Source organism: Variovorax sp. PBL-H6 (assembly GCF_901827155.1).
GTDB lineage: Bacteria > Pseudomonadota > Gammaproteobacteria > Burkholderiales > Burkholderiaceae_C > Variovorax.
Genome location: NZ_LR594660.1, coordinates 693,245 through 718,668 on the forward strand (window position 1 = coordinate 693,245; position 25,424 = coordinate 718,668).

Annotated in this window: 33 protein-coding genes; 16 read left to right on the forward strand and 17 right to left on the reverse strand. The window is 62.1% G+C overall.

All coding sequences use genetic code 11. The features are described from left to right. Positions 1–494 precede the first annotated feature (494 nt). The 3 genes from G3W89_RS31705 (at position 495) to G3W89_RS31715 (ending at position 2,521) form a co-directional block, all read left to right on the forward strand. Positions 495–926 (forward strand): hypothetical protein, encoded by a 432-nt coding sequence (locus G3W89_RS31705; RefSeq protein ID WP_162570765.1) that lies wholly within the window; start codon positions 495–497, stop codon positions 924–926. A 193-nt stretch (positions 927–1,119) separates the two neighbouring features. Then, positions 1,120–1,689 carry a hypothetical protein gene (locus G3W89_RS31710; protein WP_162577749.1) on the forward strand — a complete coding sequence of 190 codons (570 nt, stop codon included), beginning with the start codon at positions 1,120–1,122 and terminating at the stop codon, positions 1,687–1,689. Between the two features lie 121 nt (positions 1,690–1,810). After that, positions 1,811–2,521, forward strand: coding sequence for a hypothetical protein (locus G3W89_RS31715; RefSeq protein ID WP_162570763.1), 711 nt, complete (start codon positions 1,811–1,813; stop codon positions 2,519–2,521). 430 nt (positions 2,522–2,951) lie between these two features. On the opposite strand, the gene G3W89_RS31720 is transcribed toward G3W89_RS31715, so the two are convergent. The 5 genes from G3W89_RS31720 to G3W89_RS31740 all read right to left on the reverse strand — a co-directional run bounded on the left by G3W89_RS31720 (position 2,952) and on the right by G3W89_RS31740 (position 5,534). Further along, positions 2,952–3,287, reverse strand: a complete 336-nt coding sequence (locus tag G3W89_RS31720) for a hypothetical protein (RefSeq protein WP_068677259.1) — start codon at positions 3,285–3,287, stop codon at positions 2,952–2,954. A gap of 340 nt (positions 3,288–3,627) precedes the next feature. Then, entirely contained in the window at positions 3,628–4,143 is a 516-nt protein-coding gene (locus G3W89_RS31725; protein ID WP_068677256.1) for a hypothetical protein, read from the reverse strand. Between the two features lie 104 nt (positions 4,144–4,247). After that, on the reverse strand, positions 4,248–4,508 hold the full coding sequence (locus G3W89_RS31730) for a hypothetical protein (RefSeq protein ID WP_162570762.1): 261 nt from the start codon (positions 4,506–4,508) through the stop codon (positions 4,248–4,250). Positions 4,509–4,549: 41 nt separating this feature from the next. Next, positions 4,550–5,029 carry a hypothetical protein gene (locus tag G3W89_RS31735; protein WP_162570761.1) on the reverse strand — a complete coding sequence of 160 codons (480 nt, stop codon included), beginning with the start codon at positions 5,027–5,029 and terminating at the stop codon, positions 4,550–4,552. Between the two features lie 43 nt (positions 5,030–5,072). Then, entirely contained in the window at positions 5,073–5,534 is a 462-nt protein-coding gene (locus G3W89_RS31740; protein ID WP_068677249.1) for a CYTH domain-containing protein, read from the reverse strand. Between the two features lie 155 nt (positions 5,535–5,689). Between G3W89_RS31740 and G3W89_RS31745 the strand changes: the two genes are divergently transcribed. Then, positions 5,690–6,286 carry an NUDIX hydrolase gene (locus tag G3W89_RS31745; RefSeq protein ID WP_068677247.1) on the forward strand — a complete coding sequence of 199 codons (597 nt, stop codon included), beginning with the start codon at positions 5,690–5,692 and terminating at the stop codon, positions 6,284–6,286. Positions 6,287–6,378: 92 nt separating this feature from the next. On the opposite strand, the gene G3W89_RS31750 is transcribed toward G3W89_RS31745, so the two are convergent. Further along, entirely contained in the window at positions 6,379–6,843 is a 465-nt protein-coding gene (locus G3W89_RS31750; RefSeq protein ID WP_162570760.1) for an FKBP-type peptidyl-prolyl cis-trans isomerase, read from the reverse strand. A 104-nt stretch (positions 6,844–6,947) separates the two neighbouring features. Here G3W89_RS31750 and G3W89_RS31755 point away from each other — a divergent pair, with 104 nt between their 5' ends. Then, the gene (locus G3W89_RS31755; RefSeq protein WP_162570759.1) at positions 6,948–7,295 is read left to right on the forward strand and encodes a hypothetical protein; all 348 of its coding nucleotides are present in this window, start codon (positions 6,948–6,950) and stop codon (positions 7,293–7,295) included. Between the two features lie 128 nt (positions 7,296–7,423). Here G3W89_RS31755 and G3W89_RS31760 read toward each other — a convergent pair whose 3' ends face one another. After that, on the reverse strand, positions 7,424–7,801 hold the full coding sequence (locus G3W89_RS31760; RefSeq protein WP_162570758.1) for an HU family DNA-binding protein: 378 nt from the start codon (positions 7,799–7,801) through the stop codon (positions 7,424–7,426). Between the two features lie 258 nt (positions 7,802–8,059). Between G3W89_RS31760 and G3W89_RS31765 the strand changes: the two genes are divergently transcribed. Next, positions 8,060–8,572 carry a hypothetical protein gene (locus G3W89_RS31765; protein ID WP_162570757.1) on the forward strand — a complete coding sequence of 171 codons (513 nt, stop codon included), beginning with the start codon at positions 8,060–8,062 and terminating at the stop codon, positions 8,570–8,572. A 45-nt stretch (positions 8,573–8,617) separates the two neighbouring features. On the opposite strand, the gene G3W89_RS31770 is transcribed toward G3W89_RS31765, so the two are convergent. Continuing rightward, the gene (locus tag G3W89_RS31770; RefSeq protein WP_162570756.1) at positions 8,618–9,379 is read right to left on the reverse strand and encodes a hypothetical protein; all 762 of its coding nucleotides are present in this window, start codon (positions 9,377–9,379) and stop codon (positions 8,618–8,620) included. Between the two features lie 135 nt (positions 9,380–9,514). Between G3W89_RS31770 and G3W89_RS31775 the strand changes: the two genes are divergently transcribed. Continuing rightward, positions 9,515–10,183, forward strand: a complete 669-nt coding sequence (locus G3W89_RS31775) for a hypothetical protein (protein ID WP_162570755.1) — start codon at positions 9,515–9,517, stop codon at positions 10,181–10,183. 29 nt (positions 10,184–10,212) lie between these two features. On the opposite strand, the gene G3W89_RS31780 is transcribed toward G3W89_RS31775, so the two are convergent. Continuing rightward, positions 10,213–10,680, reverse strand: coding sequence for a hypothetical protein (locus G3W89_RS31780; protein WP_162570754.1), 468 nt, complete (start codon positions 10,678–10,680; stop codon positions 10,213–10,215). Between the two features lie 210 nt (positions 10,681–10,890). Between G3W89_RS31780 and G3W89_RS31785 the strand changes: the two genes are divergently transcribed. From G3W89_RS31785 to G3W89_RS31795, 3 genes are all read left to right on the forward strand, one after another. Beyond that, positions 10,891–11,568: a hypothetical protein gene (locus G3W89_RS31785; protein WP_162570753.1), complete on the forward strand. Its 678-nt coding sequence runs from the start codon at positions 10,891–10,893 to the stop codon at positions 11,566–11,568. 141 nt (positions 11,569–11,709) lie between these two features. After that, a complete protein-coding gene (locus G3W89_RS31790; RefSeq protein ID WP_162570752.1) occupies positions 11,710–12,267 on the forward strand; it encodes a hypothetical protein in 558 nt (185 codons plus the stop codon). Positions 12,268–13,003: 736 nt separating this feature from the next. After that, positions 13,004–13,594, forward strand: a complete 591-nt coding sequence (locus G3W89_RS31795) for a hypothetical protein (RefSeq protein ID WP_162570751.1) — start codon at positions 13,004–13,006, stop codon at positions 13,592–13,594. Positions 13,595–14,308: 714 nt separating this feature from the next. Here the strand turns inward: G3W89_RS31795 and G3W89_RS31800 are convergent. Next, positions 14,309–15,121: a 5'-3' exonuclease gene (locus G3W89_RS31800; protein ID WP_162570750.1), complete on the reverse strand. Its 813-nt coding sequence runs from the start codon at positions 15,119–15,121 to the stop codon at positions 14,309–14,311. A 147-nt stretch (positions 15,122–15,268) separates the two neighbouring features. Here G3W89_RS31800 and G3W89_RS31805 point away from each other — a divergent pair, with 147 nt between their 5' ends. The 6 genes from G3W89_RS31805 (at position 15,269) to G3W89_RS31830 (ending at position 20,174) form a co-directional block, all read left to right on the forward strand. Further along, complete coding sequence (locus G3W89_RS31805; RefSeq protein WP_068677224.1) at positions 15,269–15,778, forward strand: hypothetical protein; 510 nt, start codon at positions 15,269–15,271, stop codon at positions 15,776–15,778. Between the two features lie 273 nt (positions 15,779–16,051). Continuing rightward, on the forward strand, positions 16,052–17,734 hold the full coding sequence (locus G3W89_RS31810) for an ATP-binding protein (RefSeq protein WP_068677222.1): 1,683 nt from the start codon (positions 16,052–16,054) through the stop codon (positions 17,732–17,734). A gap of 102 nt (positions 17,735–17,836) precedes the next feature. Next, positions 17,837–18,007 (forward strand): hypothetical protein, encoded by a 171-nt coding sequence (locus tag G3W89_RS31815; protein ID WP_157103402.1) that lies wholly within the window; start codon positions 17,837–17,839, stop codon positions 18,005–18,007. A gap of 183 nt (positions 18,008–18,190) precedes the next feature. Continuing rightward, complete coding sequence (locus G3W89_RS31820; RefSeq protein WP_068677220.1) at positions 18,191–19,021, forward strand: EAL domain-containing protein; 831 nt, start codon at positions 18,191–18,193, stop codon at positions 19,019–19,021. Between the two features lie 64 nt (positions 19,022–19,085). After that, on the forward strand, positions 19,086–19,523 hold the full coding sequence (locus G3W89_RS31825; protein ID WP_102905917.1) for a hypothetical protein: 438 nt from the start codon (positions 19,086–19,088) through the stop codon (positions 19,521–19,523). Positions 19,524–19,853: 330 nt separating this feature from the next. Beyond that, positions 19,854–20,174, forward strand: coding sequence for a hypothetical protein (locus G3W89_RS31830; RefSeq protein ID WP_146039492.1), 321 nt, complete (start codon positions 19,854–19,856; stop codon positions 20,172–20,174). Between the two features lie 10 nt (positions 20,175–20,184). On the opposite strand, the gene G3W89_RS31835 is transcribed toward G3W89_RS31830, so the two are convergent. From G3W89_RS31835 to G3W89_RS31865, 7 genes are all read right to left on the reverse strand, one after another. Further along, positions 20,185–20,553, reverse strand: a complete 369-nt coding sequence (locus G3W89_RS31835) for a hypothetical protein (protein WP_068677213.1) — start codon at positions 20,551–20,553, stop codon at positions 20,185–20,187. Next, positions 20,547–20,861, reverse strand: coding sequence for a hypothetical protein (locus tag G3W89_RS31840; RefSeq protein ID WP_068677211.1), 315 nt, complete (start codon positions 20,859–20,861; stop codon positions 20,547–20,549). The genes G3W89_RS31835 and G3W89_RS31840 overlap by 7 nt, the downstream gene beginning before the upstream one ends. Before the next feature lie 122 nt (positions 20,862–20,983). After that, positions 20,984–22,075, reverse strand: a complete 1,092-nt coding sequence (locus G3W89_RS31845; protein ID WP_068677209.1) for a hypothetical protein — start codon at positions 22,073–22,075, stop codon at positions 20,984–20,986. A 117-nt stretch (positions 22,076–22,192) separates the two neighbouring features. Continuing rightward, entirely contained in the window at positions 22,193–23,236 is a 1,044-nt protein-coding gene (locus tag G3W89_RS31850) for a DUF262 domain-containing protein (protein ID WP_068677207.1), read from the reverse strand. A gap of 157 nt (positions 23,237–23,393) precedes the next feature. Then, positions 23,394–23,747 carry a hypothetical protein gene (locus tag G3W89_RS31855; RefSeq protein ID WP_068677205.1) on the reverse strand — a complete coding sequence of 118 codons (354 nt, stop codon included), beginning with the start codon at positions 23,745–23,747 and terminating at the stop codon, positions 23,394–23,396. A 179-nt stretch (positions 23,748–23,926) separates the two neighbouring features. After that, the gene (locus G3W89_RS31860) at positions 23,927–24,604 is read right to left on the reverse strand and encodes a hypothetical protein (protein ID WP_162570748.1); all 678 of its coding nucleotides are present in this window, start codon (positions 24,602–24,604) and stop codon (positions 23,927–23,929) included. Positions 24,605–24,702: 98 nt separating this feature from the next. Next, positions 24,703–25,368 (reverse strand): ERCC4 domain-containing protein, encoded by a 666-nt coding sequence (locus G3W89_RS31865; RefSeq protein WP_162570747.1) that lies wholly within the window; start codon positions 25,366–25,368, stop codon positions 24,703–24,705. Positions 25,369–25,424: the final 56 nt, after the last annotated feature.

The following is a 25,424-nucleotide window of genomic DNA, read 5'->3' on the forward strand; positions in this document are numbered from 1 at the left end:
TCCTCCCGCCGCACCCGTCGCCAGAGCCCGGGCTTTTGGTCGAACTCGCGCAGCGGGGATACGACCTCGCTACGTTCTCCTTTTCGGTCCACCTCCGGTCCGCACCGTTTGCCCACCCCAAGAGGCTTCGTTCCGTGCCACAGCTGAAAGCAAAGCTGCTGGCCAGGTGGGGCCGCGTCGAGTATGACTGCCCGGACCTTTGCACCTCTTGGGGATTTCCGGCGCGTCGGTGCGACTCGAGCATGCTCATGGGATTCTTCTCAACGCCTCGGTACACCGAAGGCGACCGACAGAGCATCTACACGCCGAAACGTCAACTGAGTTTCCTTGAGGAGTTGAAGGCTCGGCACCTTGATGTCCGCACCGTGCGCATGGCGGTGACGCGAACGCAAAACGACCTCCCCACCGTAGCCCCTTAAGCCGAGGCGAGTCCTGCGCCCACGGCAAGCGGGCCCGTTTTCTACACAGGGCAGAACCCAACTACCTGGAAATCCATGGAAATCCTCACCCTTTCCCAGCGTCGCCAAGCTGCCGAAGCCCTGCTTCGTATTAAACCGGACAGCATGACTGGTCCAGAGCTCGACCTGGCCATCGCGCTGCTTTGTCACAAGCAAATCGACGTTGATGCGGTGCCCCCGCAGCAGCCTCCGCGGGTGCTGACCGACCACGAGTGGGGCCCGTATTCCCCGACGACCGATTGGCGCCTCACCGGGGAACTCCTGTCAAACGTCGGACTCGTCTCGGGCTCTCACGCCATCTATGGTGAAGGCGCTGAATCCGAAACCGTGGTCAAGCACTGGTACAGCTGCCACGCATACGTGGGCGGGACCAGCACGGAAGGCTACGACCTGCAAACCGTCGTTGGTATCACGGCAGCAAAGCTGCTCGCTCACGAGGTCGAGTTTTCTCCTGCATGGAAAGCTTAGCTCCGCCCGCACCCTGATTGGGCCGTCCCTGTGGACGGCCTTTCTCTTGGGGCGGCCGCGTCAGCGCACTCGTAGCTACAGGAGGAAGGACAACTTACCCGTACCAATGAATCTCTCATCCTATCCGAGCCGGAGCTTTCGCAAGCTTTGGCACCAAGGCAGCCTCAACCCTGTCGACAAAGGCGTTCGAGGCGTGAGCTACGAAGGCGCCGGGCTCTCCGTGTCTCAGCACCCCGATGCCTGGGAGCAAATCGCGCGCCTTGGTGGCCTGCCACTCTGGGTGCTGAGCCGCAAGGACCGAAGCGCCGGCCGCTTCATCGACTACCGCCGCCTTGGCCCTAGCCAGCAACATAAACTCGCGCAGGAAGGTACCCGCCGCGGCTGGCTTCAACGGGCAACCAGGCACAGGTTGCAGTGGACCGACCCCGAGGTGGGCGACAAGCGGTACTGCCTTTTCGCCGACGAAGACAAGGCTAGGGCCGAAGCCGACGATATCGAGCAATGGGCGGAGAACATCACGACGGACCTCATCGAGATGGACGTCGCCACCCCGCTCCTCGCCAAAGTAACGGGGCAAGAGGTTTCTGATGACCTGGCGGTTGACATGGTGCTGACCGGCATTGTCGAGGAACTCGATGTGTTCGACGGGGTCTGGTGGGCCGACCGCCTGGACCCAGCAAACTTCTCTGCCCCAAGGGGCTGCATCTCCATGAGCGCCCTTTGCCGTTGGGACGTGGAGCAGCGCGCCCCAGCAAGGCGTTGACCACAATCATTCGAGCTAGCCCGACCCAGGGCTCGCCTTTTCTTTGTCTATGAATGCCGAACCTTCGGGCCGCCCCTGAAGCGCTTTCCTACACGTCGCAGGAAATCTACAGGAGCATCCCATGACCCACTCAGACATGGCAATCGCCATTCTTCAGAAGACCAACGACGGCGACGACCTGAGCCCTTCAGACCTTCATCTGCTGGAAGGCGCGGTCAACGGCCGTTTGACCAGCAGAGCCGTCGAGCTGTTCGAGGCAATGCATAGGAACGTCACCGAGGGGACGTACGCAACCTGGCAGCGGACGTATCTGGCGCCGCACCTCACCAAGGCACCCGACGGAAACGTCTACTGGAAGGGCATTGCGGTTGAACACTATTCCTTCCCGCCGGAACGCCGAGACGAGGAACTGACGCAGGCCCGAATGCTTGCCGCCCGCTGCCAGCAACTGGAGGCCGTCGACATCCCCGTGAACTCGCGGACCGTGCTCTGTGCGGATTGCTACGACGCGCCGACGGATAGCCCTTGGAAGCAACTGCTCGGGAAGTATTACAGCTTCATGAGGAAGAACGGACACGTCATCGGCCTGTTCCACGTCAAGTTGTCAGAGACAGGACAGCTCGGCATTGCCGCGGTCAGCGCGAAAGATGGCGTCGCAACGGTCGAGCGCCACCTTGAGGCCTACGACGCGTTCCACCACTACCAGCGACTTGGCTTCGAAAGCCAGCAATCGTCGTCCTACGACCACACGGCCCGCTTGCTGGAAGCGCTTGGCCTGCAGCCGGACGTCCTTAAGGCAACACTCGCCGCCGATTCCGAATTGGCAAAATGATTTCGCCCCGCTCGCAGAAAGTCGAGCGGGGCGTTTTTCCGGGTCCGATGGACTCGGGGACCGAGGGCTAGGGGTGCTGCCGCGCCCGCGGGTGAGGCACTAGTGCCCTGGCCAGCGCGAGCACATCCCTTGCGACCAGTTTCGCCTGTACGCAGTCCTTGACGTTCGGGCCTGCCCGCTTGCAGAGCGCCTTCGCCTCCTCGAATCGCGGGCCGGAGGTTTCGACGAGGACGATGGCATTTCGATTGGCGCCCATGGCGAATGCTGGGGCGACTGTCATCGCCAGGAGTGCTGCTGCGAGGAGATTTCTGTTCATAAAGCGGTGCTGCTCAAAAGGGGCCATCAACGGTGGCGCGCCAGCTTTGGAATAGCACTGCCATTTATCGCCTCAGGGAAAAGCCGACACGAGGTCGGCTTTCGAAAGGGCTTGTCAGCGCACCAACGAGAGCTTGCGAACTACAGCGGTGGGCGGCTCGGGCGTCAGTTTGGGGCTCGGGGGCACTTCAGTCTGCGCAGCCACCGCAAACTCCTCGTCATGAACGGCGAGCTCATCGTTTGCTGCCAAACTGAGTTGGTCTACTGCGAGCCGGCCATCTGAAGACGTCAGGTCGAGGAGCTGAATCTCTGCCGGGCCGCGGATTTGACCGGCCTCGTAGAGGGCGCGGATGGGACCGGCGAGTACCTCTTCCATCTTCACCGGCCCAGGCGCTTGCATGAACGCTGCAATCGGAACGGAGAGGGGGCGGATGGCGACGAAGTGGCTCATTCTTGTGTCCTTTGTGTGTGCAAAACCTGTATAGGCAGGCACTTTAGGCAGGCACTTTAGGCAGGCGCTTTAGGGAGGCCGAGCCTGCCCAACGACGGCCGCGATACCACCTCGGCCTCACAGCTCCCGCGCGACGACCTTTACCGCGGCTTGACCGAGCATCTTGGCGACGTGGGCCTACTGCGTCCCTGGACTAGGCCAAGCTCATCGGATTGCGCCGCGAATAGCACGCTCATTCCCCTGCCCGCTTCTGCGGGCGTTTTACCGTCCACACCTGCGGTCAGGGCGACGAGAAAAAGCCCCGCGGATGCCGCGGGGCCGAATGTTGCGAGAGTGGCCTTCAGCCGGGGGTCAGCGCCGGCGACCAGACGCCGCTGTAGGCGACGCCTCGACAGCGAGCAACCTCAGCGATAGCGCACGTAAGGCGGTCTTGCCGGTCCCCGACTACACCTGGCTGCAGGCGGTCGGCCCCATACGCCACGGGATTACCGTTCACCGGCGTTCTGGTCAACAGCAACCAGGCAGCGGAACTGCGCTCGGCCACATTTCCGAGAGTGGCGCCAATTCGGCATCGCAGCTCATAGTTGGTCAGGTCCCTGACTTCCCAATCGATTTCGGCGACCTCAAGCTTCACCCTCCCAAGCCTGCGCGCGAGCTCGGGCACCACGCCCCAAACGAGGCTGGAATCGTAGGTGCAGTCGTCGGGTCGGAGGGTCGTACTTTTCCGGGCTTCACGCGCCAGCTTCAGCAGTGCGGACGCGAGCCACTGATTGGTAAGCCGGTACAAGCGGTTCGCCTCCGAAGCCTCCTGGTCTAGCCTGCTGCGGCATTCTTCGCTCAAGTGCATTCTGAACATCGGTTCTCCTGAAAGTAGTCCTGCCGTGTGTAGGTAGCCGCGCGACCTGCCCAAGAAAAAAGCCCCGCAGTGCGGGGCTCGTGAATCTACGGTAGAAGGCTTGCTCAGCGAGCAATCGGGGTGATGTCGGCCAGGTTGGCCTCCTCGATTCGAATGCCGTAAATATCGGCGTCCGAATACAGGATGCCTTGCTTGTTCTCAATGAAGCTGAGGTCATCGACCACCCAGGGTTCGGAGCCGCCGCCCAGCTTGGCGCAACGCGTCCCCGCGGGGACCGTGACTTCGTATTTCGAAGGACCGACCGTCGTGGTGACTTCGGCCTTCGTGCGGGCAGTGTGGGTGCGGGGAGTCGGTGTGCTTTTCATATCTGTCTGCAAAAAAGGGGTTCTTTGGGGAGCGGCCAGCGTCAGGCTTGCCTTGATTCCTTGAACTTCGATTTCAAGAGTGTGAGAAATCTCGCGGGGGTCAGGTAGTACGCCGTAGGCGTCCGGGCATCCACCTCAATCGTACCCTGTTCAGGGTTGTAGGCGTAGTCGTGGTCGTCGCCAAGGCCGCACACGAGAACGTCAAGGCGCTTCAAGCCTTCGTAGCATTGAAGGAAGCCTTCGGATTCCTCGGCGCAGATGCCTCGCACCAGGTGGGCATAGGCGTCGGGTTGCTCGTCCTCCAACAAGAAGCAGCGGGCGAGCGCTTCCGGCTGGTCGTTGAACGCCGCGTTTGGGTAAATTGCCGGGCCAATCAGCCGGCGGGCCAGGCTCTCGGTGACCGCCTTCAAGTCCTTTTGGAGCTCGTAGTCGGCCATGACATTCATCTCGAGCATCGCTGCCGCGGCGTTCTCCTTCAGCAGCAGGAGAGCTCGCGCGACCTGGCTTTCGTTGTGTTCCATTGAGGTAGAGGGAAGTTGTCCTCTCTCGTGTAGAGAATCAGGCCTAGGCTGGGACCCGGCGACTTACCGCCAGCTCCGAATTCCGGTACCTGGGGTCGTGGCTGACCTCGTCGCCGAGCCATGCCGGCCGCGGAAAGTCCTGTTCCTCGGACCCAAGCTCAACTTCTGCGACGACCAAACCGTCCAGTTCGCCCTCAAAGACGTCGACCTCGAAGGTCACATCGCGGACGGGGATGAGGTAGCGCACCTTCGTGAGGCGGCCCAAGCTTGCATGGCCGTTCAGGAGGTCCTCGGCATCGCTGAGGGGGATGGGGTACTCAAATTCCGCGCGGGATAGCCCTTGGGTGTTGCTCTTGAGGGTCAGAAATCCCTTGTCGCCAGCGACCCGCACTCGAACGGTCATTCCGTTGTCAGCCAGATATCCCTGGCCAATATGGGTCCCGGCCAGCCCCGAGAGCACGGAGCGGTCCCTCACAAGAAACTTTCGTTCGATTTCAGTGGCCATGACAAATCCTTTCAGTTCGGGGGTCTAGCGATGGCACTTAGCTACACAGGCGAGGACTGGCAAAGCCATCAATCCTCGTATTGGACCTCCCGCGCGCCCGCGTCGCAGAGCCTCTACCGGGGACCGAATTTGGACACACATGATGAGGAGAGATTTTGATTGAGACTGTGAAGAAGACGGTGAAGGCCTATTTGGCGCGCAATCCGCACGAAGCAGCCGGCCTCCGTGCGTTGCAGGCCCAGCTTGCCGACGACCGGGACATTTTCCTTCGCTCGAACATGCGGGGCCATCTGACCTCCAGCATGCTCGTTCTGGACGAGACCCGAGCCAGGGTGTTGGTCATCCACCACAAAGCCTACAACCGCTGGTTGCCGCCAGGCGGGCATGCTGAGCAGCCCTGCTCGTTGTTCGACTCGGCGCTGCGCGAAGCTGAGGAAGAGACTGGGGTGACAGACCTCAACTGCCCGGGGGCCTGGAGCCTCGCGCCCATCCCCCTGGACATCAACACCCACGCGATTGCCGCGCAGCAGCGCAAGAACGAAGGCAAGCACTGGCACCACGACTTCGTCTACCTGGGTATGGTGGATGAGCCGTACGACCCCGTGCCTCAAATCGAGGAAGTTCACTCGTGCCGCTGGCTTGACTTGGCAGAGTTCGCAAATGACCCCGACGAAACCAACCAACGGCTGGCTCGGAAGGTGCAGCCGCTCATCGCTGCCGGCATGCTCCCGAGAGCTCGAGCACTAGCTTGATTGTGGAAACCCGCCTGGCACATGCGCCTGGCGGGTTTTTCCTATTCCCCGGGAAGCCAGCACACCACAGGACGCCCGCCTGGGAGCGCCCTCTATTGGTCGGAACCGATGCTGAGCAGCTCGATGTCGAACTTCAGCACGCTGTTTGGCGGAATGCTGCCGGGCACCCCCCGCTGGCCATAGGCGGTGTCGCTGGGGCAAGTTAGAGTCGCCTTGCCTCCGACCTGCATTGTTTGTACGCCGTCTGTCCAGCACTTGACTACGCGGCTCAAGGGAAGGGCGATGGGCTTGCCCCGCCTATGGGAGCTGTCGAATTCCGAACCGTCCGGCAGGGTGCCGCGATAGTGCACCTTTACGGTGTCCGAGGCCGTAGGGTGGGCGCCGGCACCCTTCAAGGTGTGCTGCACCCTGACCCCCGAAGGAAGTGTCTCGACTTTGCGGGCAGCTGAAGTGGCTACCACGGTGGCTGTGGTGGCGACAACCTCGGCCGCCGGTAGAGCAGCGTGAGCCGAGGTGGCGAAGAATGCGGAAGCGAGCAGGAAGGTAAACGGTTCCATGGCCTAAGGTGGCAGTTCGTTGGATGAGATATAGCTCCCCTCCTTAAACGTCAGGCGCGCTCAGCCGCGCGCCTATACCAATGAGGACCACTCACCCCCAAACCATGACACCTGAAGACTTTGCCGGGCCAACGCCCGAGGCGCGAGATGCGCAGCTGCGCCAGTACCGTGCTAGGGCCGCCTACTACGACTCCTTCGCTCTCGAGGGTGTCAACAACGACTGGAAGCATCCGAAGGTTGTGTCCGCGCGCGCAGCCTACGAGGCGACAGTGACCGAATTGGTCGGGCTGCTCGGAGAGCAGGCAGACTGCCGCCTGGTCGACACGGACCTCTGGTCGGCATTCTCGGATGCTCACAAGGACGACGTTGGCTTCCGCCCTCGAACGCCGAGAAGCAGGACCGCGGTCCTTCGCTGGTTCGAGAACCTCAAGGCCACGGCCGAACATAGCTGATTGATTCCAAGCCTGGCTCTCCCTCCGAGATGCCAGGCTTTTTTATGGCACGGTGCCACCCCCGTCAGCGGCCGCCCAACAATGAGAAACGGCCCCGTAGGGCCGCCTCCTAGAGCCAAGCTCTCAGCTTACTTCTTCGCCTTCTTGGCGGGCGCTGCAGCCTTCTTCGCCGGCGCGGACTTCTTGGCTAACGGCGTGGCAGCAACCTTGTCGGCCTTGCGCTTGGCGGCCTTCGGGTCGATGGCGGCCTTGAAGGCGGCGCCCGGCACGAACTTCGGCACCTTCTGCGCGGCAATCTTGATTTTCTCTCCCAGGCGCGGGTTAAATCCAGAGCGAGCAGCGCGGGAGACTTGCTTGAACGTGCCAAATCCGATGATTTGGACAGGCTCTCCCTTCTTCACGGCACCGATGATGGCGCTGGTGAAGGTCTCGACGATGCGCGCAGCCTCTGCCTTGCTCACATCGTGGGTGGATGCAATCTTCTCGACCAGTTCGATACGGTTCATTTCAGTTTTCCTTGGAATAGTTCACCATGTTGCCTATGGCGGCGCAGCTTCTAAAGCGAAGTTGCAAGCGGCGCGAGTGTATCCCACCTTCGGAGCCCACTAGAGAGAGGCCTCGGGAAGATGTGGCTGCGCTGACACCTCTAGCAGGAGCAATTCTGGGCCAAGGCCGAGTTCGTGATGTGCCGCCCGAAGTCCTGCCCCCGCCAAGGCACCGCCGGAGGCGACAATGGCGCATTGCATGCCCCGTCCCCTCCCACAATGAAGCCGCTTCCACCTGAGCTCGCCGACCTGGTCGACGGAATTATCAAGAAAGTACGAATCGACGTCGAAGCCGGAAATGCACCTCAGGCGTTCGCCATAGTGGGCAGCACCTTGTCCCGGGAAGTGTTTGAAGTGCCGCTGCCTACCGATGAAGACCAGGCCAAGACGCAAGCCGCGGAGCACATCAGACGTGTCGCATCGCTGATGAGCGCGGACTTCGTCGTTCTCGTGGTCAACTCCTGGGGCCTTCCGAAGCGAAAACTCAAGTACTTCGACGCCATCATGGATAAGTACGGCTCAGTCGGCAACAGCCCCTATCGCGTGAGCCAGATGGCCTTCACGGTAGAGACGAACGAAGGCGTCTGGCTTGGGACCGCCCCTCTGGTGAAGAACCCGCGCAAGGTCCGCGGGGACACGTTTGGCGCAGTGACGTTCTTTTCTGGCACCACGTCGGACACGGCCGGCGTGTTCTCAAGCCTGCTTCCGCAGGTCAGGGCCACGCGGCACTAGGCGACAAGTAAAGCGCTGAAGTCGGGGCACCCATCGACGAGCACCTCATCCCGTATGTCGCTTGGTTGGACTTTTGCGGAAGCTGAGTTGGTCGAAGCCAGCTTGCGCAATGCGGTACTTGTCCGCAATGCCGACCATGGGGCGCGATTCCGGTGCCAGTACGCCGCCCCAGAACATGTCGAGCTCCTGATAGGCCTGATAGGCATCGAATAGCCGGTAGAACTCCACCGTTTCCAGCGCGGGGTTCAGCGTCAGGCTTACCCGGCTAACGCCAACTCCCCTGCGCTCAGCCTCCTTGACCGCGATGGCAACACGCTGGGTGACCGCCCAGTCGAAGAGTTCGGTGCGACCCTGTTCGCCTAGAAAGTCGCCGACTTTCTCGGCAAGCGTGCGCTTGGAGCGCCACCCCTTTGCCTTCAGCTCCTTCTCCGGCACATGTCGGCTCAGGTCGGCAATGGCCCCCGGCGCGTTGTAAAAGACATGTTCATCGACGGCGTAGCAGTCGGTCAAGTCGTGGTCCCGTGGCGGGCGGTAGCCGCGCAGGTGGCGCCCGTATAGGCGGACACGGAGGCCACGGTACAACTTGCCGGCAAAGAGGATGTGGAGTGCGTCGAGCGCGACCACACTGCCGTCAGCGATTTCGATACGGCGCGGAATCCCCGCTGCGGTGAGGCCATTCCAGGGAACAGGAACGGCTCCCTCCGCAAACTGCTGGCGTGCGGCCGTTCGCACGAACACCCGTGTCTTATCCGCGCCCAGGGCCTGAGCGTTGTCGTAATAGTCCCGGAATTTGGAAAGTACGCGCATTTAACCGGCGCTCTGCACGCCTATAGGGTTTGTTCACAGGATAGGGCACGCGTTTAGCCCGCATGCCACCGCCGGAGGCCGGCAGGTTTGCGATAATCCTGGGCCCAACGCCCGCTGCTCCCCTGAAAGACCCCGATGATTGAGGCTCGCGCCCTGGACCCGACGAAAGTTCGCGACATCGCGCCACTGGTGCTTGACGAAGGCGGCCGACTCAAAGTTATGCCGGCCGCATTTTATGAAGGGACGACGGTTGAGGAGCGGGCTATTTTTGGCGTCCGCCACGCCGCATACGGGCTGCCAACGCTGGAGCTTGTGGCTTGGCTGAAGGCGTTGATTGGTGACAGGCCCGCCTTGGAGATTGGGGCAGGGACGGGTGTCCTCAGCGATGCGCTCGGCATCATTGGCACTGACAACCTCATGCAGCAATGGCCGCACATCCGAGCGCACTATGCCGCCCTGCGCCAGCCAGTCATCGCCTACGGGGCAAATGTTAGGCAGTACGACGCCGTCGACGCGGTGTGCGCGCTCAAGCCGAAGGTGGTGGTTGCCTCATGGGTCACTCACAAGTACGACCCGGCCCGCCACGAAGCCGGCGGAAACGAGCACGGCGTAGTCGAAGAGGAAATCATCCGCAACTGCGAAACCTACGTGGTCATCGGGAACACACACGTCCACCGGGCCAAGTCCATCTGGTCCTTACCTCACACGCTCCTCCACCCCTCGTGGCTGTACTCCCGCGCACACAATGGCTCCCGAGAGTTCATCGCGGTGTGGGGCAAGTACGCGCCGTGGCGAGCGGCCTAAAAAGAGAGCCCTCCGGTGGAGGGCTCGAATCATCGGTCGGTCTCGGGTGCTTTCGTTAAGGCGAACTCGATGCGGTCAGCGTCAAGCATCAGGTAGGAATCCCCGCCGCCCTCGGTTTCATTGCGGTAGATGACCGCGTCATAGCCGGCGCCTTCGAGCAATGCTCGGAAGCCAGCCTGGTCGAGATAGCCTTCGTCCCACAGCGCATCACTCTGCTCCGCCGAGATGACACCTGCGTTCCTCAACGCCGGGATGACGTTGTTGAGGCTCCACGTATGGCAGTCAGCCATGCGCAAAGGGCTTTGCATCGTGAGGAGGCACGGGAGAATGCGCGCGCCCTCGAGGTCGTCCTCGTCGCCTCCCTGTAGGAGGTGCTCCAACCTGCGGTTAGCCGTATCCTTCGAGCCGAAATGGTAGCCAACGTCATCGCTGAGTTCGAAGCGGGGGAAATCCTCGCGCGCAACCGTCGCGTGGTAGGCAAGAACATGCATTGGCATGGGCAGTAGCTCCCTAAAGTAGTCCTGCCCTGTGTAGCCACCATTCGGGGCCGGCGAGGGAATCGCCCTGGGGGCGCTCGACTGGCTAAACGACATACTCGCAGCATCTAAAACGCCAACAGCTTGCGCCTCGATACTGCTGATGCTAAAATGCTTCTAAGGCGGCGCTGCGCTCGCGTACCACCTCCCCTTAGAAACAGGCAATCTAAAATGCAAAAATCCATTCATGTCACCGTCGCAGTCGCTGCTGTCCTCATCCTCGCCGGCTGCGGCTCGGTCAACTCCACCCTTGCGAAGCGCCACGAAACCGTGGAGCACTACCACGTGTTCCAAGTGAAGACCCGCGCAACCCCGGACGCCGTCATCAAGGCTACCGCCGACGGCTTGGCCCGCAACACGAACTCGGTGGTGCAAAACCGTCCCTTGCAGATGGGCGCCAAGGTCCCCGAGACGGCCGGTCGCTTCCAGCTCGTCGACCCTGCCGCGGCACTGGGCGGGACCTCGCTGGGCGCAATCATGGCCATGCAGGGGGGCGCCGGCGCCTCCATTCCACGCGTTGCCAAGTGCGACGGCGCCGTCTGGACGTCGCGTGCCAATCGCAGCGTCTCGGGGTCCGACAACCTGACCCTGTACACCTGCATCTATCGATACAAGGATGGCTACGAGCTGAACATGTATGCCGTGTTCCAGAAGGCGAGCGGCGGGCTGAGCGGCCTGGCGCGGGACGCCGTGGCAAGCGCAATTGGTACTCCAGAGGAGTGGACCAACAAGACCATCCTCGACATGGCGCGCAGCGTGGAATCGGCAACGGGTGCCAAAGTCGAATACGTGGAAGGCCAGCCGGAAATCGGGGCCGTGCCAAAGGTCGACCAGCTGACCCAGCGTTGAGCCCTCCCGGTTCACTCAAGAGGGGCCTTCGCGGCCCCCTTTTTTTTTACCAGCAAGCTCCGCACGGCCTTAGGGGCGGGCGCAAGGAATGGCCTGAGCCTGCTTGCTAGACGAACCAGGACCACTCATACAAGACAACCCATGCCCACCCAAGCCCCAAAGCGCTTTTACGGCGACGACAACCTGGCCAACCCGGCAGCGGAACTGCGAGAGCTGAGAATTCAGCTTCACGCGACGTACACGCACTGGATTGCGCGCAACTGGCACCCTCGCGACTTCGTCTGCGCAGTCGAACACACCGCAGACGTTGCCTTCGCTTCCTTCCTGCTGGAAGGTTCTCCGGATTTTTCAGGGGAGCCTCCGCCGCCACTTGAGCCGGCAATCTTGGCCGTACCCCGTTCTGGCCAAGACCATGGCGCGCCGATACGGTTCTACGACGAGTTGAGCTCGCTCAGCCCGGAAATCGACCCAAAGGCCTTGGACCGGGTCCTCGCTCCGCACTTCATCCGCTGGGTTCTGGACGGGTGGCTCGCGCGCGATTTCAAGCAAGCGGCATCGGCCTGCGCTGCGGGCATCGTCTATGACCATCACCTTTGCAGCCAATTGGGCGGTCTTGGCGGTGGCAGAACGGCCCTCGAGTTTTTGACCGAGTCGTACCGCTTCGTAGAGCGCGCGGCAGCCCAACCGGCAGGCCGCTGATTCCTATCGCCTTCCCGTGCCTTCTCGCCCGGGAAGGCGTTTTCTTCCGGGCTGATGCGGCTACAGCGCCGTCTCTATTCCAGTCACAACGCGTACCCGCTTCGATTCCGAGGAGCCTCCAAATGCTGAAGCTGAAAACTCTCGCCGCCGTGTTGGCCACCCTCGCCATGCTGGCAGTTTCGCTGCCCGCAGATGCCCGCGCCGGCAGCCCGTCCGGTTCGAAGTCATCATTTACGTCCTCCCGCAGTGTCACCGCAACTCCCGCGAGGGCGCCGGTCCGCGCGGGTGGCGGAGCGTCGGTAGGGTTGCGGCGCTCCGAAGCCATGCGCGAGGCGCGCTCGCGGCCCGCTGAGCCTGCCCGCTCATACTCGCGAGCCACTGAGGTGCCTGCTACACAGCCGACGGGCAACGGGAATAGCATCATCGGAAGCAATGTGCCGCGGCGCGAGGGCACGCCCCTCACGGCGGGTGGCGGTTCGGCGGGCGGAGGCTCCGCCGGAAACTACGCTCGGCCGGCCACCCAGGAAGCGCCACGCCGCGGTTGGAGCGGGGCCCAGATTGCGGGCGCCGCCGCCCTTGCCGGTGTCGCGGGCTACGCGATGGCGGACAACCGAGACCCCGCTCCCACGTCGACACCCACCCAGACACCCCAGGTGCACGAAGCTCGAATCGGAAGCACGAGGCCCCCGAGGCGGGGGGCTATTCCGAACGGGCGCCTCGGGCTACATCGGCCGCCGTGAACAACCCACCCACGTCACAAACAGAAAAGCCTGCGCCCGCGAGCATGCTCGGTGGCCTGCTCCTGGCCTTGCTGGTCGTGGTTGGCGCTTTCTTCCTCCTGCGCAGTCTGGTGAAGCGAGACCGCGGCAACCAGCCGGCGGGTCAAGCCGGGACGAACAAGGCCGGCAGCGACCCAGCGCTGGCGACGACGCCTAGCCCCCGCGCGACTGCTGCGCCGTCGGCCGACGCACAGTCCGAACTGCTGCGGGAAGCCCCGGAGCTGTTTCGACGCGTGCAGGACGCCAACAACCGAGGTGACCTGGAAGAACTGGCAGCGTTGAGCGACGATGGTGACTTACTGCAGTACTTTGTCTCGAGCATCAATGAACGGAACGAAGCGCCGCGTACCAAAGTTCTCGCCGTGAGCGTCCGGGGCAATCGTGTGCTCGACTTCGTAAGCTCGGCGGCGTCCTTCACTGGCAGCATCCACTTCAAGGCGGAAATCGCCGAGGGGGATGACCCCTCTGAAGTCATCGAAGAGGTCTGGCACTTCCTGAAACCCTCGGGCGGGGGAACCTGGAAGCTTGCCGGTATCGAGCAACTCTGACAGACATCTCTGCGAACCGTGCCCCCTCGCTCACGTGCAGGGGGCACTTTGCCGTAGGCTACGAAGCTCCAGGAGGCCGAGCGTCCGACGGGCCGCTAGGAAAGTCGTTGATTTGGCGCGATGCCTCGGGCTTCCAGCGCGGCGGAAACCGAGGCTGCTATGCACTCCGGCGCGTAGCGGAGGGTTTGGCTCTCGTCTAAGCCAAGGGCGTCGAGCACGCGTGCGAGCGCGAGGAAATAGGCTCGAAGCCTTTCGTACGGTACTTCACCGTCCAGCTGAACAGTTTGGCCGCTGGCGCGATTGAGCCGGCGAGCCAGCTCCTCCGCATACGCAAATCGAACCCGGTCATGCCCAAAGTCTCCAGAGATGCTCAGTCGGGCGTCATGGGTGAAGTCGTCGCTCTGGATGAATACCGGGCCGTCGTTTGCTTGCGCAGCGGTCCAGGGGCCGGCTTCTTATACCGGGGACTGCTGTCGGCAGCCCGCTTCGTACATCCCGAAGGCATCGTTCGTCAGTTTGTTAGCGTAGTTGTGCCCGTTGCGCTCAAGGTCGTAGCCGCGATTCCGGGCCAACTCCACGAACGCACGCCGGCTCTGGGCATGACGATTCGACACTGTCTCCTCCGCGAGATGTAGTTCCAAAAATAGCGAAGCGTTTTAGCCAAAAAAAATGGCTGCCCCGACTTTCAGCGGGGCAGCAGGAATGATGGAAAGTTCAGGCCGCTACCGGAACTTGGTAGCGCAGCTGGTTCCAGGTCAGGCCGAGCGAGATGTCTGTCTTGAACGCAACGAGCTTCCGGGACAGGCGAACCTGGTCGACGTGCGCGCGAAGGTTCTCGGCGCGCTTGCCTTTCAGTTCGCCTGCCGCAGCCAGTAGGTTCTCCAGGCCACCGTACTTGGCAATCCATTGGCCCGCCGTCGTCGCCCCAACGTCGGGGACGCCTGGCACATCGTCCGAATCGTCGCCCGTCAACGCCAGCACGTCATGAACCAACTCGGGCGGCACGAAGAACTTGGCCTTGACCCAGGCGGCGTCACGCCACTCCGGCTTGAAGTGGTCCCGGATTCGGGCGCCCTGTGCGAGCATGATGGTCATGTCCTTGTCGTTGGACACCACCACGAGTTCAGCACCGGGCTTTCTCTTGGCCCAAAGGCCGCCGACTGTGCCGATGACGTCATCCGCCTCGACACCTTCGACCGAGATTGAATGGATGCCGATGTCCTTGATGCGCTCGCGGAACTCAGGCAGCGCCGCTCGGAGGTCCTGGGGCATCGGCTTTCGCTTCTGCCGATAGGCTGGGTACAGGTCGTGCCGCCAGGTGCGACCGCCGAAATCGAACGGGGCAAGTACGTGGCTTGGCCGGTGCTCGCTCAGTGCGCGCCTGAAGGAAGCCAGCGACGAGCGCAGTGCGCCTTGGGCCTTCTCAGGCGAATCGTCGGCCGGAATGGCTTCGTAGACGCGCCGTACGATGTTCAGTCCGTCGATGAGGAGGAGCTTTTCCTCAGGGGGTTGTTCGTAGTCTTCCATTGATGCCTCTTTCTGATAACAGGTCCTGGAGCGTGTAGCGAGTCAGCCACGGGAGGCGCGGATATAGGCGTGGTGCATCTCGGCTCCACCATTGACCATGCGATAGCTACAGGGGGCATCAGGACAACCCAACGAAAGAACGACCAAATGACATCCTCCAAGACTCTCCTCGAGGCCAAGGCGCCCCTAAAGCCCAAGCCCACGGCTGCAGAACGGAGTGCCGCGCTGGTCCAGCGCAAGGCCGCCGAAGCCGCGGCTGAAGCCGAACGAATCGGGCGCTTCGAGACCGAGCGCCCAGTCTGGTGGCTGCGAATCTGGGCGAAGGCCCTGCGGCTTTCCCTCCTGGCACGCGACCACACCGGCTTTCGCGACGCGTATAGCTGGTGGTTTGACGACTTCCGCGTGGATGCCGTGGCACAGTCCTTCCACCTGGAGTCGACCGGCGGCCGCGCGAACGTGCACGCCGAATCGGGCACCGCGGCCTGCGAGTTCGAGCAGATTGACGCGGCCCTGGACCGCGCCATCACCTGGTTCGACGAATACCTCGCCGAGCAGGAGCGCCTGCGCCAAGCCGAGCTCGAACGCCAGGAGCATCGAAAAAGGGGCCTGGAAAAGCTCACCGATGCCGAAAAGTCCGCCCTAGGCCTAATTCGCTAACCACTCCTTCAGGGCCCGCACACCGTCGCGGGCCCTTTTTCTTTGGACACGCGTGCCCTTTCGATAAGAAAAGCGGCCCCACAAGAACTGTGTGGCCGGTCGAATATTTCCCCCCCCGCTGTACCCGCGCCTCGTCGCGGTAACAAGGCAGGCCTCGCCGCGCAGGCGGCATTCACCGACCCCGCTCCGGGGGACGCGCTTTTACTGAGGCGCCCTTGTCCTTTTCGCTACACGCACCAGGACAAACTACAGCCCTTCGGGGCCTCAAGACACATGACTTCCGAAAATCGTGACTTCGCGGTGGACCGCAACATCCTCGTATCGGTCATCCAATCCCAGGCAGGAACACTGGGCAAGGCGCTTCTCGAAGGCGTCATGAACTCTGTCGACGCCGGCGCAACCCGCGTGAGCATCAAGCTCGGCGAAGCAAGCTTCACGCTTCGGGACAACGGCCGCGGCTTTCAGTCCAAGGACGAAATCATCAAGTGGTTCGAAACCTTCGGCACGCCCCACAAGGACGGCGACGCCCGGTTCGGCCGTTTCCGCATGGGCAGAGGACAACTCTATTCATTCGGGGTCAACACCTGGCGCACGGGCACCTTCAAGATGGAGGTCGACATCATCGGGCAGCCGAACCTCGGCTACAAATTGACCGAGAATCTTCCGACATCGAAGGGCTGCCGCATCGACGCGAAGCTCTACGAGGCACTGAGCGCAGCGGCTCTCGACGAGGTTGTGCGCGAGTTCTCTGAGCTCGTGCGCTTTGCAGAGATTCCCGTGACGTTGAACGGCCGCGAAATCAGCCGCAACGTGAAAGACCAGAAGTGGGACACCGAAACGGACGACGCGTACATCAAAATCGTCCGGACCGGTGACCTGCTGGTCTACAACATGGGCGTTCTGGTTTGCAAGTTTCCGAACTACGAGTTCGGGACTGGGGGCCTAGTGGTTTCGAAGCAGGCCCTTGAAGTCAACTTCGCGCGCAACGACATTCTTCGCCACAAGTGCGAAGTCTGGCGCCGCATTGCAAAACACATGAAGACGTACGGCCTCAACAAGGTTGCGTCCAAGGTGTCGCTGACGAAGGAAGAGCGAGACTTCCTGGCACGAGAGTGGAGCTATGGCACCCTGCCCCCCGACAAGGAACTCGAGCTGCGCGACGTGAAGCTCTTCACTGATGCGACTGGCCGCCACTGCTCGTTGACCGACCTCTCTAATGCCTCGCGGCTGGCGGTCGCCCGCGGCAGCCACGGTCGCATCGGAAACAAGCTGCACCGGGAAGGGAAGGCCTTTGTGCTGGCGGAAGAGACGCTCTCGCGTTTCAGGGTCCATTCGCTGGACGACCTGCTTGGCATCATCGAGGACAGGACCAAGATGGACCTCCGTCACCTGACGGCAAGCCTTGAGTCGCTTGCACTAGGGTGCACCGAAACGTACCTGGTCACGGCTGACGAGGAATTGCCGGTGGAGGAGCTTTGCATGCTCACGGCGTTGCGCCAGAAGCATGAGAAGTTCCACCAATGGTTTCTGACGGGTGAGCGCAGCTCCGGCATGCGCGAGCTTCAGTCGGGTGAGTCGGATGTGGCGCTTGCGTGGACCGACGGCGCCAGCTATATCGTGATGGGCCGCAAGGAACTTCAGAAGGCGATGGCCAGGGGCGTCGCGGGTTGCTTTGAGCTTCTTCTAACGCTGACCCACGAGTACTGCCACGACAGTGCCGACTTGGAAAGTCATGAACATGACTTGGTGTTCCTTTCAAAGCATCACGACATTGTCCAGTACCAGGGCGGGAAGTTGTTGAAGCTCGCAGAAGAGGTCAACTCCCTCTACTTGCGGTTGGCGAAGCGCGGTGGCATTTCGCTGCCCGCCCGGCCGGCAAAGCCCACAAGCGTCGGCCGGAAGAAGGCAACTGAAGACCATCCTGCGGCGAAGGCACAGCTCAGCCTCGCATTCTGATTCGCTAAGCGTCCGCTCTATTGAGTGGACGCTTTTTTCTGGCCTGGCGGGCGGTTGTTCCTACACGGGAAAGGCAATCAACTCTCCCCGATAGGAATCCTCATGACCCAGCAAGCAGTTCAAGCGCGTCCGGTCGCCCAGCCGCGCGAATCCGCCTCTTTCACGAGCGTCGACTTCGACCGTATGGTGGCCTTCGCCTACGAGCGTGGGTGGCAAGAAATGCCCTTCCATTTTGTCGTCAAGGAGTGGGCCCGCCAACAGATACTGCATTGAGGGCTTCCCGGCCTCCATTGCAGATGATTCATCAGTCCACCGTTCGGTGGACTTTTTTTTCCGCTCTCCCCCAGGCGGCTTGAGCCGGGACCCTATCTGCCGCTCGCGCACTGAGCGCACACCAACGCGGTCGCTTCACTGGGAATGACAGCATCCTCCGCACCCGGCGCCGCCTCTCCCGATATGGCCGCCCTCGAAGCGGCCTTGGCTAACGGCCAGTTCGTTCTCCACTACCAGCCCATCTTCGTTCTCTCGACCCGGAGGGTCATCGGTGTGGAGGCGCTGGTAAGGTGGCAGCAGCCGGAGAGGCTAGTCCCGCCTGATGATTTTCTGCCGGTCGCGGAAGCCACAGGCTTCATCACAACCCTCGGGGACTGGGCGCTTCGGGAGGCCGCGAGGCAGCTCCTGCTGTGGGATGAGGGAGGCTTGCGCCTCAACTACGTCTCCGTCAACGTCTCCCCGGTGCAGCTGCAGGATGACGCGTACGCGGACAGCGTCCTGGCGGCCATCACGGATACCGGAATTGAGCCCGGTCGTGTACTGCTCGAGATTACAGAAAGCGTTTCCATCGCCGACGCTGAGCGAGCGGCAGCGGCACTGAATTGGCTGGCCAGAGTCGGAGCCCGGGTTGCGCTCGACGATTTTGGGACTGGGTCATCCAACCTGGCCAGTTTCCAGCGCTTGCCGCTCGCCGTGCTCAAAATTGACCGCAGTTTCGTCAATCACATCATGGAAAGCGCTAGGGACCGCTCTATCGTTCAGTTCGTCACAGGCCTAGCGAAAGCGAACGGCTTGGCCACTGTCGCCGAGGGCATCGAAACCCAAGAGCAGCTCGATGTGCTCACGGGCTTAGGCGGGGACTACGGGCAGGGGTGGCTTGTCTCCAAGGCACTGGCCCCCGATGCCTTGCTCACCGCCTTTGAAAGCGGCCGCCTCGTGGCCAATTCTCCGACCCGACAAATGCTTGAGCGAAGCGAGCGATTTGCTATAGAGCGGACTGGCAAACCGTTTTAGAGTGCGGCACTGCCGCGTTTGTGCTAAAATGCTATTTAGGCAAATCAATTTAGGAAGCATGAAAATGAAGACCATCCTCCTTGCGCTTGGCGCCGCCATCATTCTGAGCGCATGTGCCGCCACCGGCGACGACTACGTAAAAGGCGTAGTGCCGGAAATGTCGAACCACCCCGCCCTGGGTTCGATGACGTCCGCAGAGCGTGCGCTTCTGGGACCGGATGCAAATGCCAATGGCATTCGGGACGAAATCGACCGCCTCATCGCTATTAACTTCGACGGTGCGCGGCCGCAAGCGGCAGCCTACGCAGCCAAATACACCCAAGGCATGATTGCGGGCTCCCGCGGCCAAGGGCCCACCCCTTCCCAGGCATCGGACCTTGCGGGCGCGGCAAGCGCGCTGGACGCGGCATCGAGCACCACGCTCGCGGCTCGCATTGCGAACACGCCTGAGCGTCGTGCAGCCGTTTCCCTCTGGGCCAGGAAGGCCGCCGCGAAGCCGTGACCGTCAACGGCCTGCGAATAACTTGGCGCCGCGTGCCGGGCATCATTTGGCGCGCGTCCTGGTGGCCCGTTTACTTTGCATTGAAGTGTTTACTTACTCTGGTCGCCTTTTTGGGGTTTGGCCGCGCCATGGCCGCTGATGTTTGGAGCGCCCTCTCCTAGGCCGGGCGGGTAAGGCCGACCCCGCCGGAGGACCGCCCGCGGCCCGTTTCGCCGTTTGCTCGGCTGCCCTTGCGCTCACGAATCTTCGCGCGACAGCACCTGGCCGGGCGCTACACGGGGCATGACCCATCTTGCTTCGTTCCCCGCCGGCACTGGCCCGGACACACCCGTGGCCCTGCTCAAACAGCTGACTTTCCAGCTAACCATCCACGCCCCGCGCTGGACACCTGAGCTGCGAGAGCTGCAGAGCAGGGCCGAATCCTTCATCGGGAAAGTCGAGGCAACCGGAGCTGGTGGCTTGCTCGCCGACGCATCGCTGATGGAGTTGCTGGCGAAAGCTGCACGCTATGACAGGCTGAGGGCGCTGGCCGAAGCCACGTCTACCGAGCACGCAGGCTTTCGGGTCGGAGACCGCCTGTATCCTACGTTCGATGCCGCGTTCGACCAGGAGATGGCCACCGCTGAGGCGGACCACTCGGTGCTCCGCTAGGCGAAGTCGACTACAACAGGTGCGGCAGGACGAAAGCGAAGAACACGCCGGTCGCGTAGGCGGCCACCGCAAGGCCGTACACCACCCTCGAAATCAGCTTTTGGCGAACGCAAGCTGCCGCCAGCCGTCTGTCAGCCGGGCATGAGGCCGGCTTGGCCTGGAAGTAGCCCGCGACGAGCAGCATCGCAGCCGAAAGGCCAAATACGAGCGCCTTGTGCTTGGAAATCCAGATGAGCTGAGGGAAGACCGTTAAAAGCGACGCCAGGCTGGCGCCCGCGCCGAGGCTCACAAGGACTGCCGGCAGAGCGCAGCAGACCAGGGTCGAGCTGCTGGTAAGAAGCGTTAGCCAGGCGACCGTAGCGCCTTCACGGTTCAGCATTTTAGGTTCCGGACCTCTTCAAGCGTCTTGCGCGAACGCTCGACGCTCTTCAAGTTGAACCCGTGGCTTGTCAGCGTCCAGCCAAGCGCCGCTTCCGTGGCCACTGGCGACTTCTCGGTCTCCAGGAAGATGACGCCGCACTCCAGTTTAGGCTCGATTGCAGTCGCGTCCGCTGCCTTTAGCAGGGACGCCCGCATCTGGTCCGAGCAAAGCGCGCAGTTCAGCCCATCAACCTTCACTTCGAGGGTGTCAGCGTGGGCGGCCGTCGCGGAAAGCACGATGGCCAGGGTAAGAAAGAGTTTTTGCATTGGGCAGCTCCAGAGTCAACCACCTTTAGCGAACGGACTTATTCCTGCAGCCGGCCAAGGGAACAGGCGAGAAAAAGGCCCGCGCAGCAGAGTGCGCGGGCCTTCAATCAGTTGGCAGGGTGCTACGCGCCCGTGTCCACGTCCGCGGCAGCCGAGACGTCAGAGAGCAGCGCCTCCAGCTCAGCCGCCAACTCCTTGAGTGCCCGAATTCGCGACAAGACGGCAGCCACGTCCCGCGGACCTCCGTAGTCGCGCAAGTACGCAATCTGAGCCTTCGATTGACTGCGAACGCTCGCGAGCTCACGTGCACAAACCGCGTCGTGGTTCGATTGCTGCCCAGCCAGCATGCTGGGCGCGAAGGAGAGCTCGTTGACTTCCATGGCAGACATCAACCGCTGCATCTCCCACATCGCAGCCACATAGTCGCGATAGCGTGGAACCTCCCCCAGGGTTGAGCGTTCCTTTTCCTGCGCCTGTCCGAGGTTCCACAGCCCCACGGCACGCAAGACTGTCTTCAGCTCATCCGCGGCCCGGCCTTCGCCTTGCCCACTGGTGAGGTACGACGCCACCGGTGGCACAGGGATGCTTTTCCCGTTCGCCATGTCAGGTACGTCTTCCACAGCCCAGTCGCCGTGCAGGCCCGCAATTCCCGCCAACTCATTCACGGCATCAAATGAGCCGTAGAACTCTTTGGTTCCCCGGGCCGCCGGGTCCATGGCCCTCATTTCAGCCAACTTCCCGAAGTAGAGGTTGGCTAGAGCGACCATGCGCTCGACATCCCCCGCCTTCTGAGCGGCGAGCTCTACCTTGCTGCCAACCCGCCCGGCGCCGCTCGCCACCAAGTGCTCGTAGCTGTCTCGGTGCATGAGCGCAAGCCCATAGGCCCGCTTAGCCCCGCCAACCTGGACCCCTTCGTCAGAGTCCAACCCGCGCTTCAGCAGGTCGTCCCATTTCGTGGTTCCGGTCATCGCCAGGGCGAGCCGAACGCCGACTTGGGCCTCGTCTTCGACAGCCATTCGGCCATAGTCGTAATAGGTGCCGAATACCGGCAGTGATGCAAGTTCGAAGCGAGCAGCCGGGTAGATGATTGAATCGTTCGGATTCTTGTCGAGAGGGTACCGGTGGCCCCGTGAGGCGACCAGAAATCCCACGACAGGCTCGTCGCCCGTCAGTACGCGCCCAGAGGTGATATCAGCTACGTAAAAGCTTCCCATTGTTCAGTTCCTTTGTTTTTGGCCGAGCCTTCAGCCGAGCCCGTTGACCATCTCCTGTCTAGCGAGATGACCCAAAGGAACGGCCACCGGAGATTTCCTCCGGTGGCCGATGCTCAATCAGTTGGCTGACGCGTTCCTCTGTTCAGCCTCAAGCAGGCGCCGAACATGGTTCAGATGCTCCTCGGTCTGCGGAACGCCGGCGGCATTCACGTCCAAGAACATCTGGAGTAGCTCCGCGCGCGATGCCTTCGAGGCAGGAACCTCCGCGACCTGGACGACGCGGGACTCGACATGCCTGCGCTCACGCTTCAGCATTTCGTGCCAGTAGATGCCCTTGTATGCCCTGCGACTTTGCACAAGCTCCATGAGCGTGCTCAAGCGCTGCTTGCCGTCAAAGACCTCCGCCGGCCTGGTGTATCCGTAGTTCACGAAGATGAATCGGCCAAGGTCACGACCGCAGAACAGGGAATCGAGATACCTGTCCTTGTCGTCAGCGGTCCAAGCGTAGCCGCGTTGGTAGTCGGGCGAATCATCGACGCCGAAATGCCCCACGCGGCTTACCAACCCCAGAAGGTCGCCATTGCTAAAGACCGTCCGCTCCAGGAGCGACGGGCGGCAGACGGACGTACCCTTTTCGGCGGCCGTCTCAAAGACCTCCAGCCAGTGCGACGTCAGGTATTCAAAGCCGGCGCCCACCATTTGCCCGCTTTCACGCTTGAGGTTGCGGTAGCGAATCGTCACGTACTCGTCGTCCTCATGCAGCCCGACCACAACACATTCTGGCAAGGCGCCGAATGTAACGGCCATGCCAAGTCGCAGACGGCGGCGCTCTACAACCGGCATGCGCACGGCCAGCCGGTCCAAATTGCTTCCACGGAGCTTCCTGTAAGCAACCTCGACTTGCTCGGCTTCGGTAAGCTCCCTATGCAAAGCCTGCTCGATGGCCTGGGCGGATGCCTTCCGGTAGCCCTTCACCCGGGTTAGCGGTTGCGGAGTTTTCGCAATCGAGGGATGCTCGCTACGGTGCTCCCACCAGGTCTTGCCGATACGCTTGTCGCGCTGGCGCCACTCTGCGATGGTGGTCGTCTCGTCCTGCAGCAATACCTCGTAGAAGCCCTGGCGCGACGGCGCGCCATCTTGAAAATCGTCTCTATTCCTCATGGTTCTCCTAGAACTTGCAGTTGCCTGTAAGGCCTATAGGGATGGCGCACGACGACATCCTCGGGTGGACCCTCAAGAAGAAAATCGGCCCACCAGATGGCGGGCCGATTGAAGAAGGGAAAAAACGTACTTGGTGGCAGGAAGCTCGAGCACGACGTCAAAGGGCGGGATTTCGCACACTTCTCAGGTGCTCCTCCAGGCGCTCGGTCAACTCCTTGGTCGCAACTTCTCTTTGGCGAATCCACGGGTGCTCGAAGTGCTCGGCGGTCCGACGAATCGTCCCACCGAGGTTCGCAGAGAGATGCAGCACAGTGGCCTTGTCCGCACATGCAAACACCATGACCACGTCTTCGTTTTCATGGCTAATATCGGCCAGCGTACAGCCCCTCACGGTGGAGTCCAGTGCCCACTCGTCGGGACTAGGTCTGAGCGCGCTGTCTACCGCGCAGGCTGCAGCACCTGCAGCAAGGGAAAGCACGACAGCGGCAAGTGCTCGCTTCATTCCGAACATGGGTGTCCTTTGAAATAATGTCCTGCACACGTATAGCGAGCGCCCGTACGCCACCCGGAACTGCAAGGCGTGCTCTTGGAGGCCACCGGCGCGTTCCCGAAGGGAAGGTGTCTCCTAATTTGCCGTGGAGGGCCGAAGACAGAAGAAAGCGCCCCGAAAGTTCGGGGCGCGAAGGTGGGTCAGGCAACGACCTCGAAGGAGGCCGAGTAGCCGCGTCGACTTGCAACAAGCACGGCGTCAGGTTGGGCCTTGGAGCCTACGGTGAACAGCAACTCAACTGCCTCGTTCCAGCCTGCGCGAGCGCGCGCCTGGTCCGGATAGCGCGCTTTCGCGCCTTGATAGCCCTGTCGAACCCAGCTGGCGACCAGGCCGGGTGTGCAAAACGCTTTCTTGGCGGCTTGCCATTCCGGCTCGTTGCCCATTCCCCAGAGGAGATGCTCGAGCTCGGCGACCGCTGAGCGTTCCGTTGCGACGAACACCGATTCGGCCAGTTCGCACGCCACGGGCGCGGTCGTCGGACGGAGGTCGAACACCTCCGGCCCTTCGCCCGCTTCATAGGCCATGCCTACGACGCCAGCCGCTGAGCGGGTCAGGGCGTTGAGGCCCGGCGTGGGCAAGCCGGCGGCTGCCGTATCGTAGGCGCCCAGCAGGCCCGAGCCTTCGTAGTTGACGTAGTACTCCGCCCCTAGGGTCGCGAGTTCCTCCGCGAGCGAACCGCGGTCATGGGGAAGGTGGTGGAACAGGTCGTGCACGACCAGCCAGTTGTTTGCGGCGCTTCTGAAGGTGCCGGGCAATGGCTCCCAGCTATCGCTGGCGTCCGCGGGAAGGCGGCGATACTTCAGTTCGAGAGATTCCATGGTGTCTTTTCCGTTCGAGTGGTCCTGCTCCCGTGTAGCGAGGACCTGTCGAACGCCCGGCTCCATAAAGCCACGTCGCGCCCGTGGGGCCGAGCCCCTCAAGTGGCCGGTGGCTTAGGAATCGAAACGCCTCGCGTATCGAACTCAAGTACTTCCCGCACCGTCGTTACTGTCTTCGGACCGACGCCGGCCACCTGGCGTAGTTCCTCGGCTTGCGCCGTAAAAACGGAATGCGCACTACCAAAATGACTCAGAAGGTTGCGCGCGGCGGTCGGCCCGACGCCGGGCAGTCCTTCCACAAGGTACTGGCTTTGGGCAAGGCGGTCACGCGGCTTCCCGGCACACAATGCAATCTCGTACCCGAGCCCCTCCAGGGCATGCCTCTGCATTGTCAGCAGCAGCGTTGCCGTCTGGGCGGTGGTGCCAGTTGTGAGGATAGGAACGCCTTCGAGCACCGTGATGTAGGACATGGCTCCAAGAAGAGCGTCCTCGGCCATCGAGGACCTGGTGGCAAAGAGGTTTCCCTCCACAACGATGAAGGCCCGAGCGTAGGTGGCCTTCAAAGTCGCCAGTTGGGCGAATACGCGTCGATTCTCAATCGACAGGATGAAATCGCTTGCTGCCTTACGCTCGACGGCCAAGCCGTCCGCCAGCACATAGTCGCCCACGTCGAGCTCTTCAACGACGACGTCAGCACCCCGCTGCGCGAGCAGCTGCGCCAGCCCACTGCGGGACTCGCGCGAATCAACAATCAACCGAGCCATGCCTGCACCTCCGGCTGGTAGTCTAAGCGGCGTCGAGTCCCGGCCACGGAGCGAGA

What these genes read in the sequence shown, in the direction of transcription:
- G3W89_RS31825 (WP_102905917.1), top strand. Translation starts at nt 19,086, where the DNA reads ATGAAGACCATCCTCCTTGCGCTTGGCGCCGCCATCATTCTGAGCGCA.
- G3W89_RS31765 (WP_162570757.1), top strand. Translation starts at nt 8,060, where the DNA reads ATGAAGCCGCTTCCACCTGAGCTCGCCGACCTGGTCGACGGAATTATC.
- G3W89_RS31865 (WP_162570747.1), bottom strand. Translation starts at nt 25,368, where the DNA reads ATGGCTCGGTTGATTGTTGATTCGCGCGAGTCCCGCAGTGGGCTGGCG.
- G3W89_RS31760 (WP_162570758.1), bottom strand. Translation starts at nt 7,801, where the DNA reads ATGAACCGTATCGAACTGGTCGAGAAGATTGCATCCACCCACGATGTG.
- G3W89_RS31735 (WP_162570761.1), bottom strand. Translation starts at nt 5,029, where the DNA reads ATGGAACACAACGAAAGCCAGGTCGCGCGAGCTCTCCTGCTGCTGAAG.
- G3W89_RS31785 (WP_162570753.1), top strand. Translation starts at nt 10,891, where the DNA reads ATGCAAAAATCCATTCATGTCACCGTCGCAGTCGCTGCTGTCCTCATC.
- G3W89_RS31750 (WP_162570760.1), bottom strand. Translation starts at nt 6,843, where the DNA reads ATGGAACCGTTTACCTTCCTGCTCGCTTCCGCATTCTTCGCCACCTCG.
- G3W89_RS31845 (WP_068677209.1), bottom strand. Translation starts at nt 22,075, where the DNA reads ATGGGAAGCTTTTACGTAGCTGATATCACCTCTGGGCGCGTACTGACG.
- G3W89_RS31815 (WP_157103402.1), top strand. Translation starts at nt 17,837, where the DNA reads ATGACCCAGCAAGCAGTTCAAGCGCGTCCGGTCGCCCAGCCGCGCGAA.
- G3W89_RS31755 (WP_162570759.1), top strand. Translation starts at nt 6,948, where the DNA reads ATGACACCTGAAGACTTTGCCGGGCCAACGCCCGAGGCGCGAGATGCG.
- G3W89_RS31715 (WP_162570763.1), top strand. Translation starts at nt 1,811, where the DNA reads ATGACCCACTCAGACATGGCAATCGCCATTCTTCAGAAGACCAACGAC.
- G3W89_RS31725 (WP_068677256.1), bottom strand. Translation starts at nt 4,143, where the DNA reads ATGTTCAGAATGCACTTGAGCGAAGAATGCCGCAGCAGGCTAGACCAG.
- G3W89_RS31820 (WP_068677220.1), top strand. Translation starts at nt 18,191, where the DNA reads ATGGCCGCCCTCGAAGCGGCCTTGGCTAACGGCCAGTTCGTTCTCCAC.
- G3W89_RS31860 (WP_162570748.1), bottom strand. Translation starts at nt 24,604, where the DNA reads ATGGAATCTCTCGAACTGAAGTATCGCCGCCTTCCCGCGGACGCCAGC.
- G3W89_RS31740 (WP_068677249.1), bottom strand. Translation starts at nt 5,534, where the DNA reads ATGGCCACTGAAATCGAACGAAAGTTTCTTGTGAGGGACCGCTCCGTG.
- G3W89_RS31835 (WP_068677213.1), bottom strand. Translation starts at nt 20,553, where the DNA reads ATGCTGAACCGTGAAGGCGCTACGGTCGCCTGGCTAACGCTTCTTACC.
- G3W89_RS31730 (WP_162570762.1), bottom strand. Translation starts at nt 4,508, where the DNA reads ATGAAAAGCACACCGACTCCCCGCACCCACACTGCCCGCACGAAGGCC.
- G3W89_RS31810 (WP_068677222.1), top strand. Translation starts at nt 16,052, where the DNA reads ATGACTTCCGAAAATCGTGACTTCGCGGTGGACCGCAACATCCTCGTA.
- G3W89_RS31775 (WP_162570755.1), top strand. Translation starts at nt 9,515, where the DNA reads ATGATTGAGGCTCGCGCCCTGGACCCGACGAAAGTTCGCGACATCGCG.
- G3W89_RS31720 (WP_068677259.1), bottom strand. Translation starts at nt 3,287, where the DNA reads ATGAGCCACTTCGTCGCCATCCGCCCCCTCTCCGTTCCGATTGCAGCG.
- G3W89_RS31805 (WP_068677224.1), top strand. Translation starts at nt 15,269, where the DNA reads ATGACATCCTCCAAGACTCTCCTCGAGGCCAAGGCGCCCCTAAAGCCC.
- G3W89_RS31770 (WP_162570756.1), bottom strand. Translation starts at nt 9,379, where the DNA reads ATGCGCGTACTTTCCAAATTCCGGGACTATTACGACAACGCTCAGGCC.
- G3W89_RS31800 (WP_162570750.1), bottom strand. Translation starts at nt 15,121, where the DNA reads ATGGAAGACTACGAACAACCCCCTGAGGAAAAGCTCCTCCTCATCGAC.
- G3W89_RS31790 (WP_162570752.1), top strand. Translation starts at nt 11,710, where the DNA reads ATGCCCACCCAAGCCCCAAAGCGCTTTTACGGCGACGACAACCTGGCC.
- G3W89_RS31840 (WP_068677211.1), bottom strand. Translation starts at nt 20,861, where the DNA reads ATGCAAAAACTCTTTCTTACCCTGGCCATCGTGCTTTCCGCGACGGCC.
- G3W89_RS31850 (WP_068677207.1), bottom strand. Translation starts at nt 23,236, where the DNA reads ATGAGGAATAGAGACGATTTTCAAGATGGCGCGCCGTCGCGCCAGGGC.
- G3W89_RS31780 (WP_162570754.1), bottom strand. Translation starts at nt 10,680, where the DNA reads ATGCCAATGCATGTTCTTGCCTACCACGCGACGGTTGCGCGCGAGGAT.
- G3W89_RS31705 (WP_162570765.1), top strand. Translation starts at nt 495, where the DNA reads ATGGAAATCCTCACCCTTTCCCAGCGTCGCCAAGCTGCCGAAGCCCTG.
- G3W89_RS31855 (WP_068677205.1), bottom strand. Translation starts at nt 23,747, where the DNA reads ATGTTCGGAATGAAGCGAGCACTTGCCGCTGTCGTGCTTTCCCTTGCT.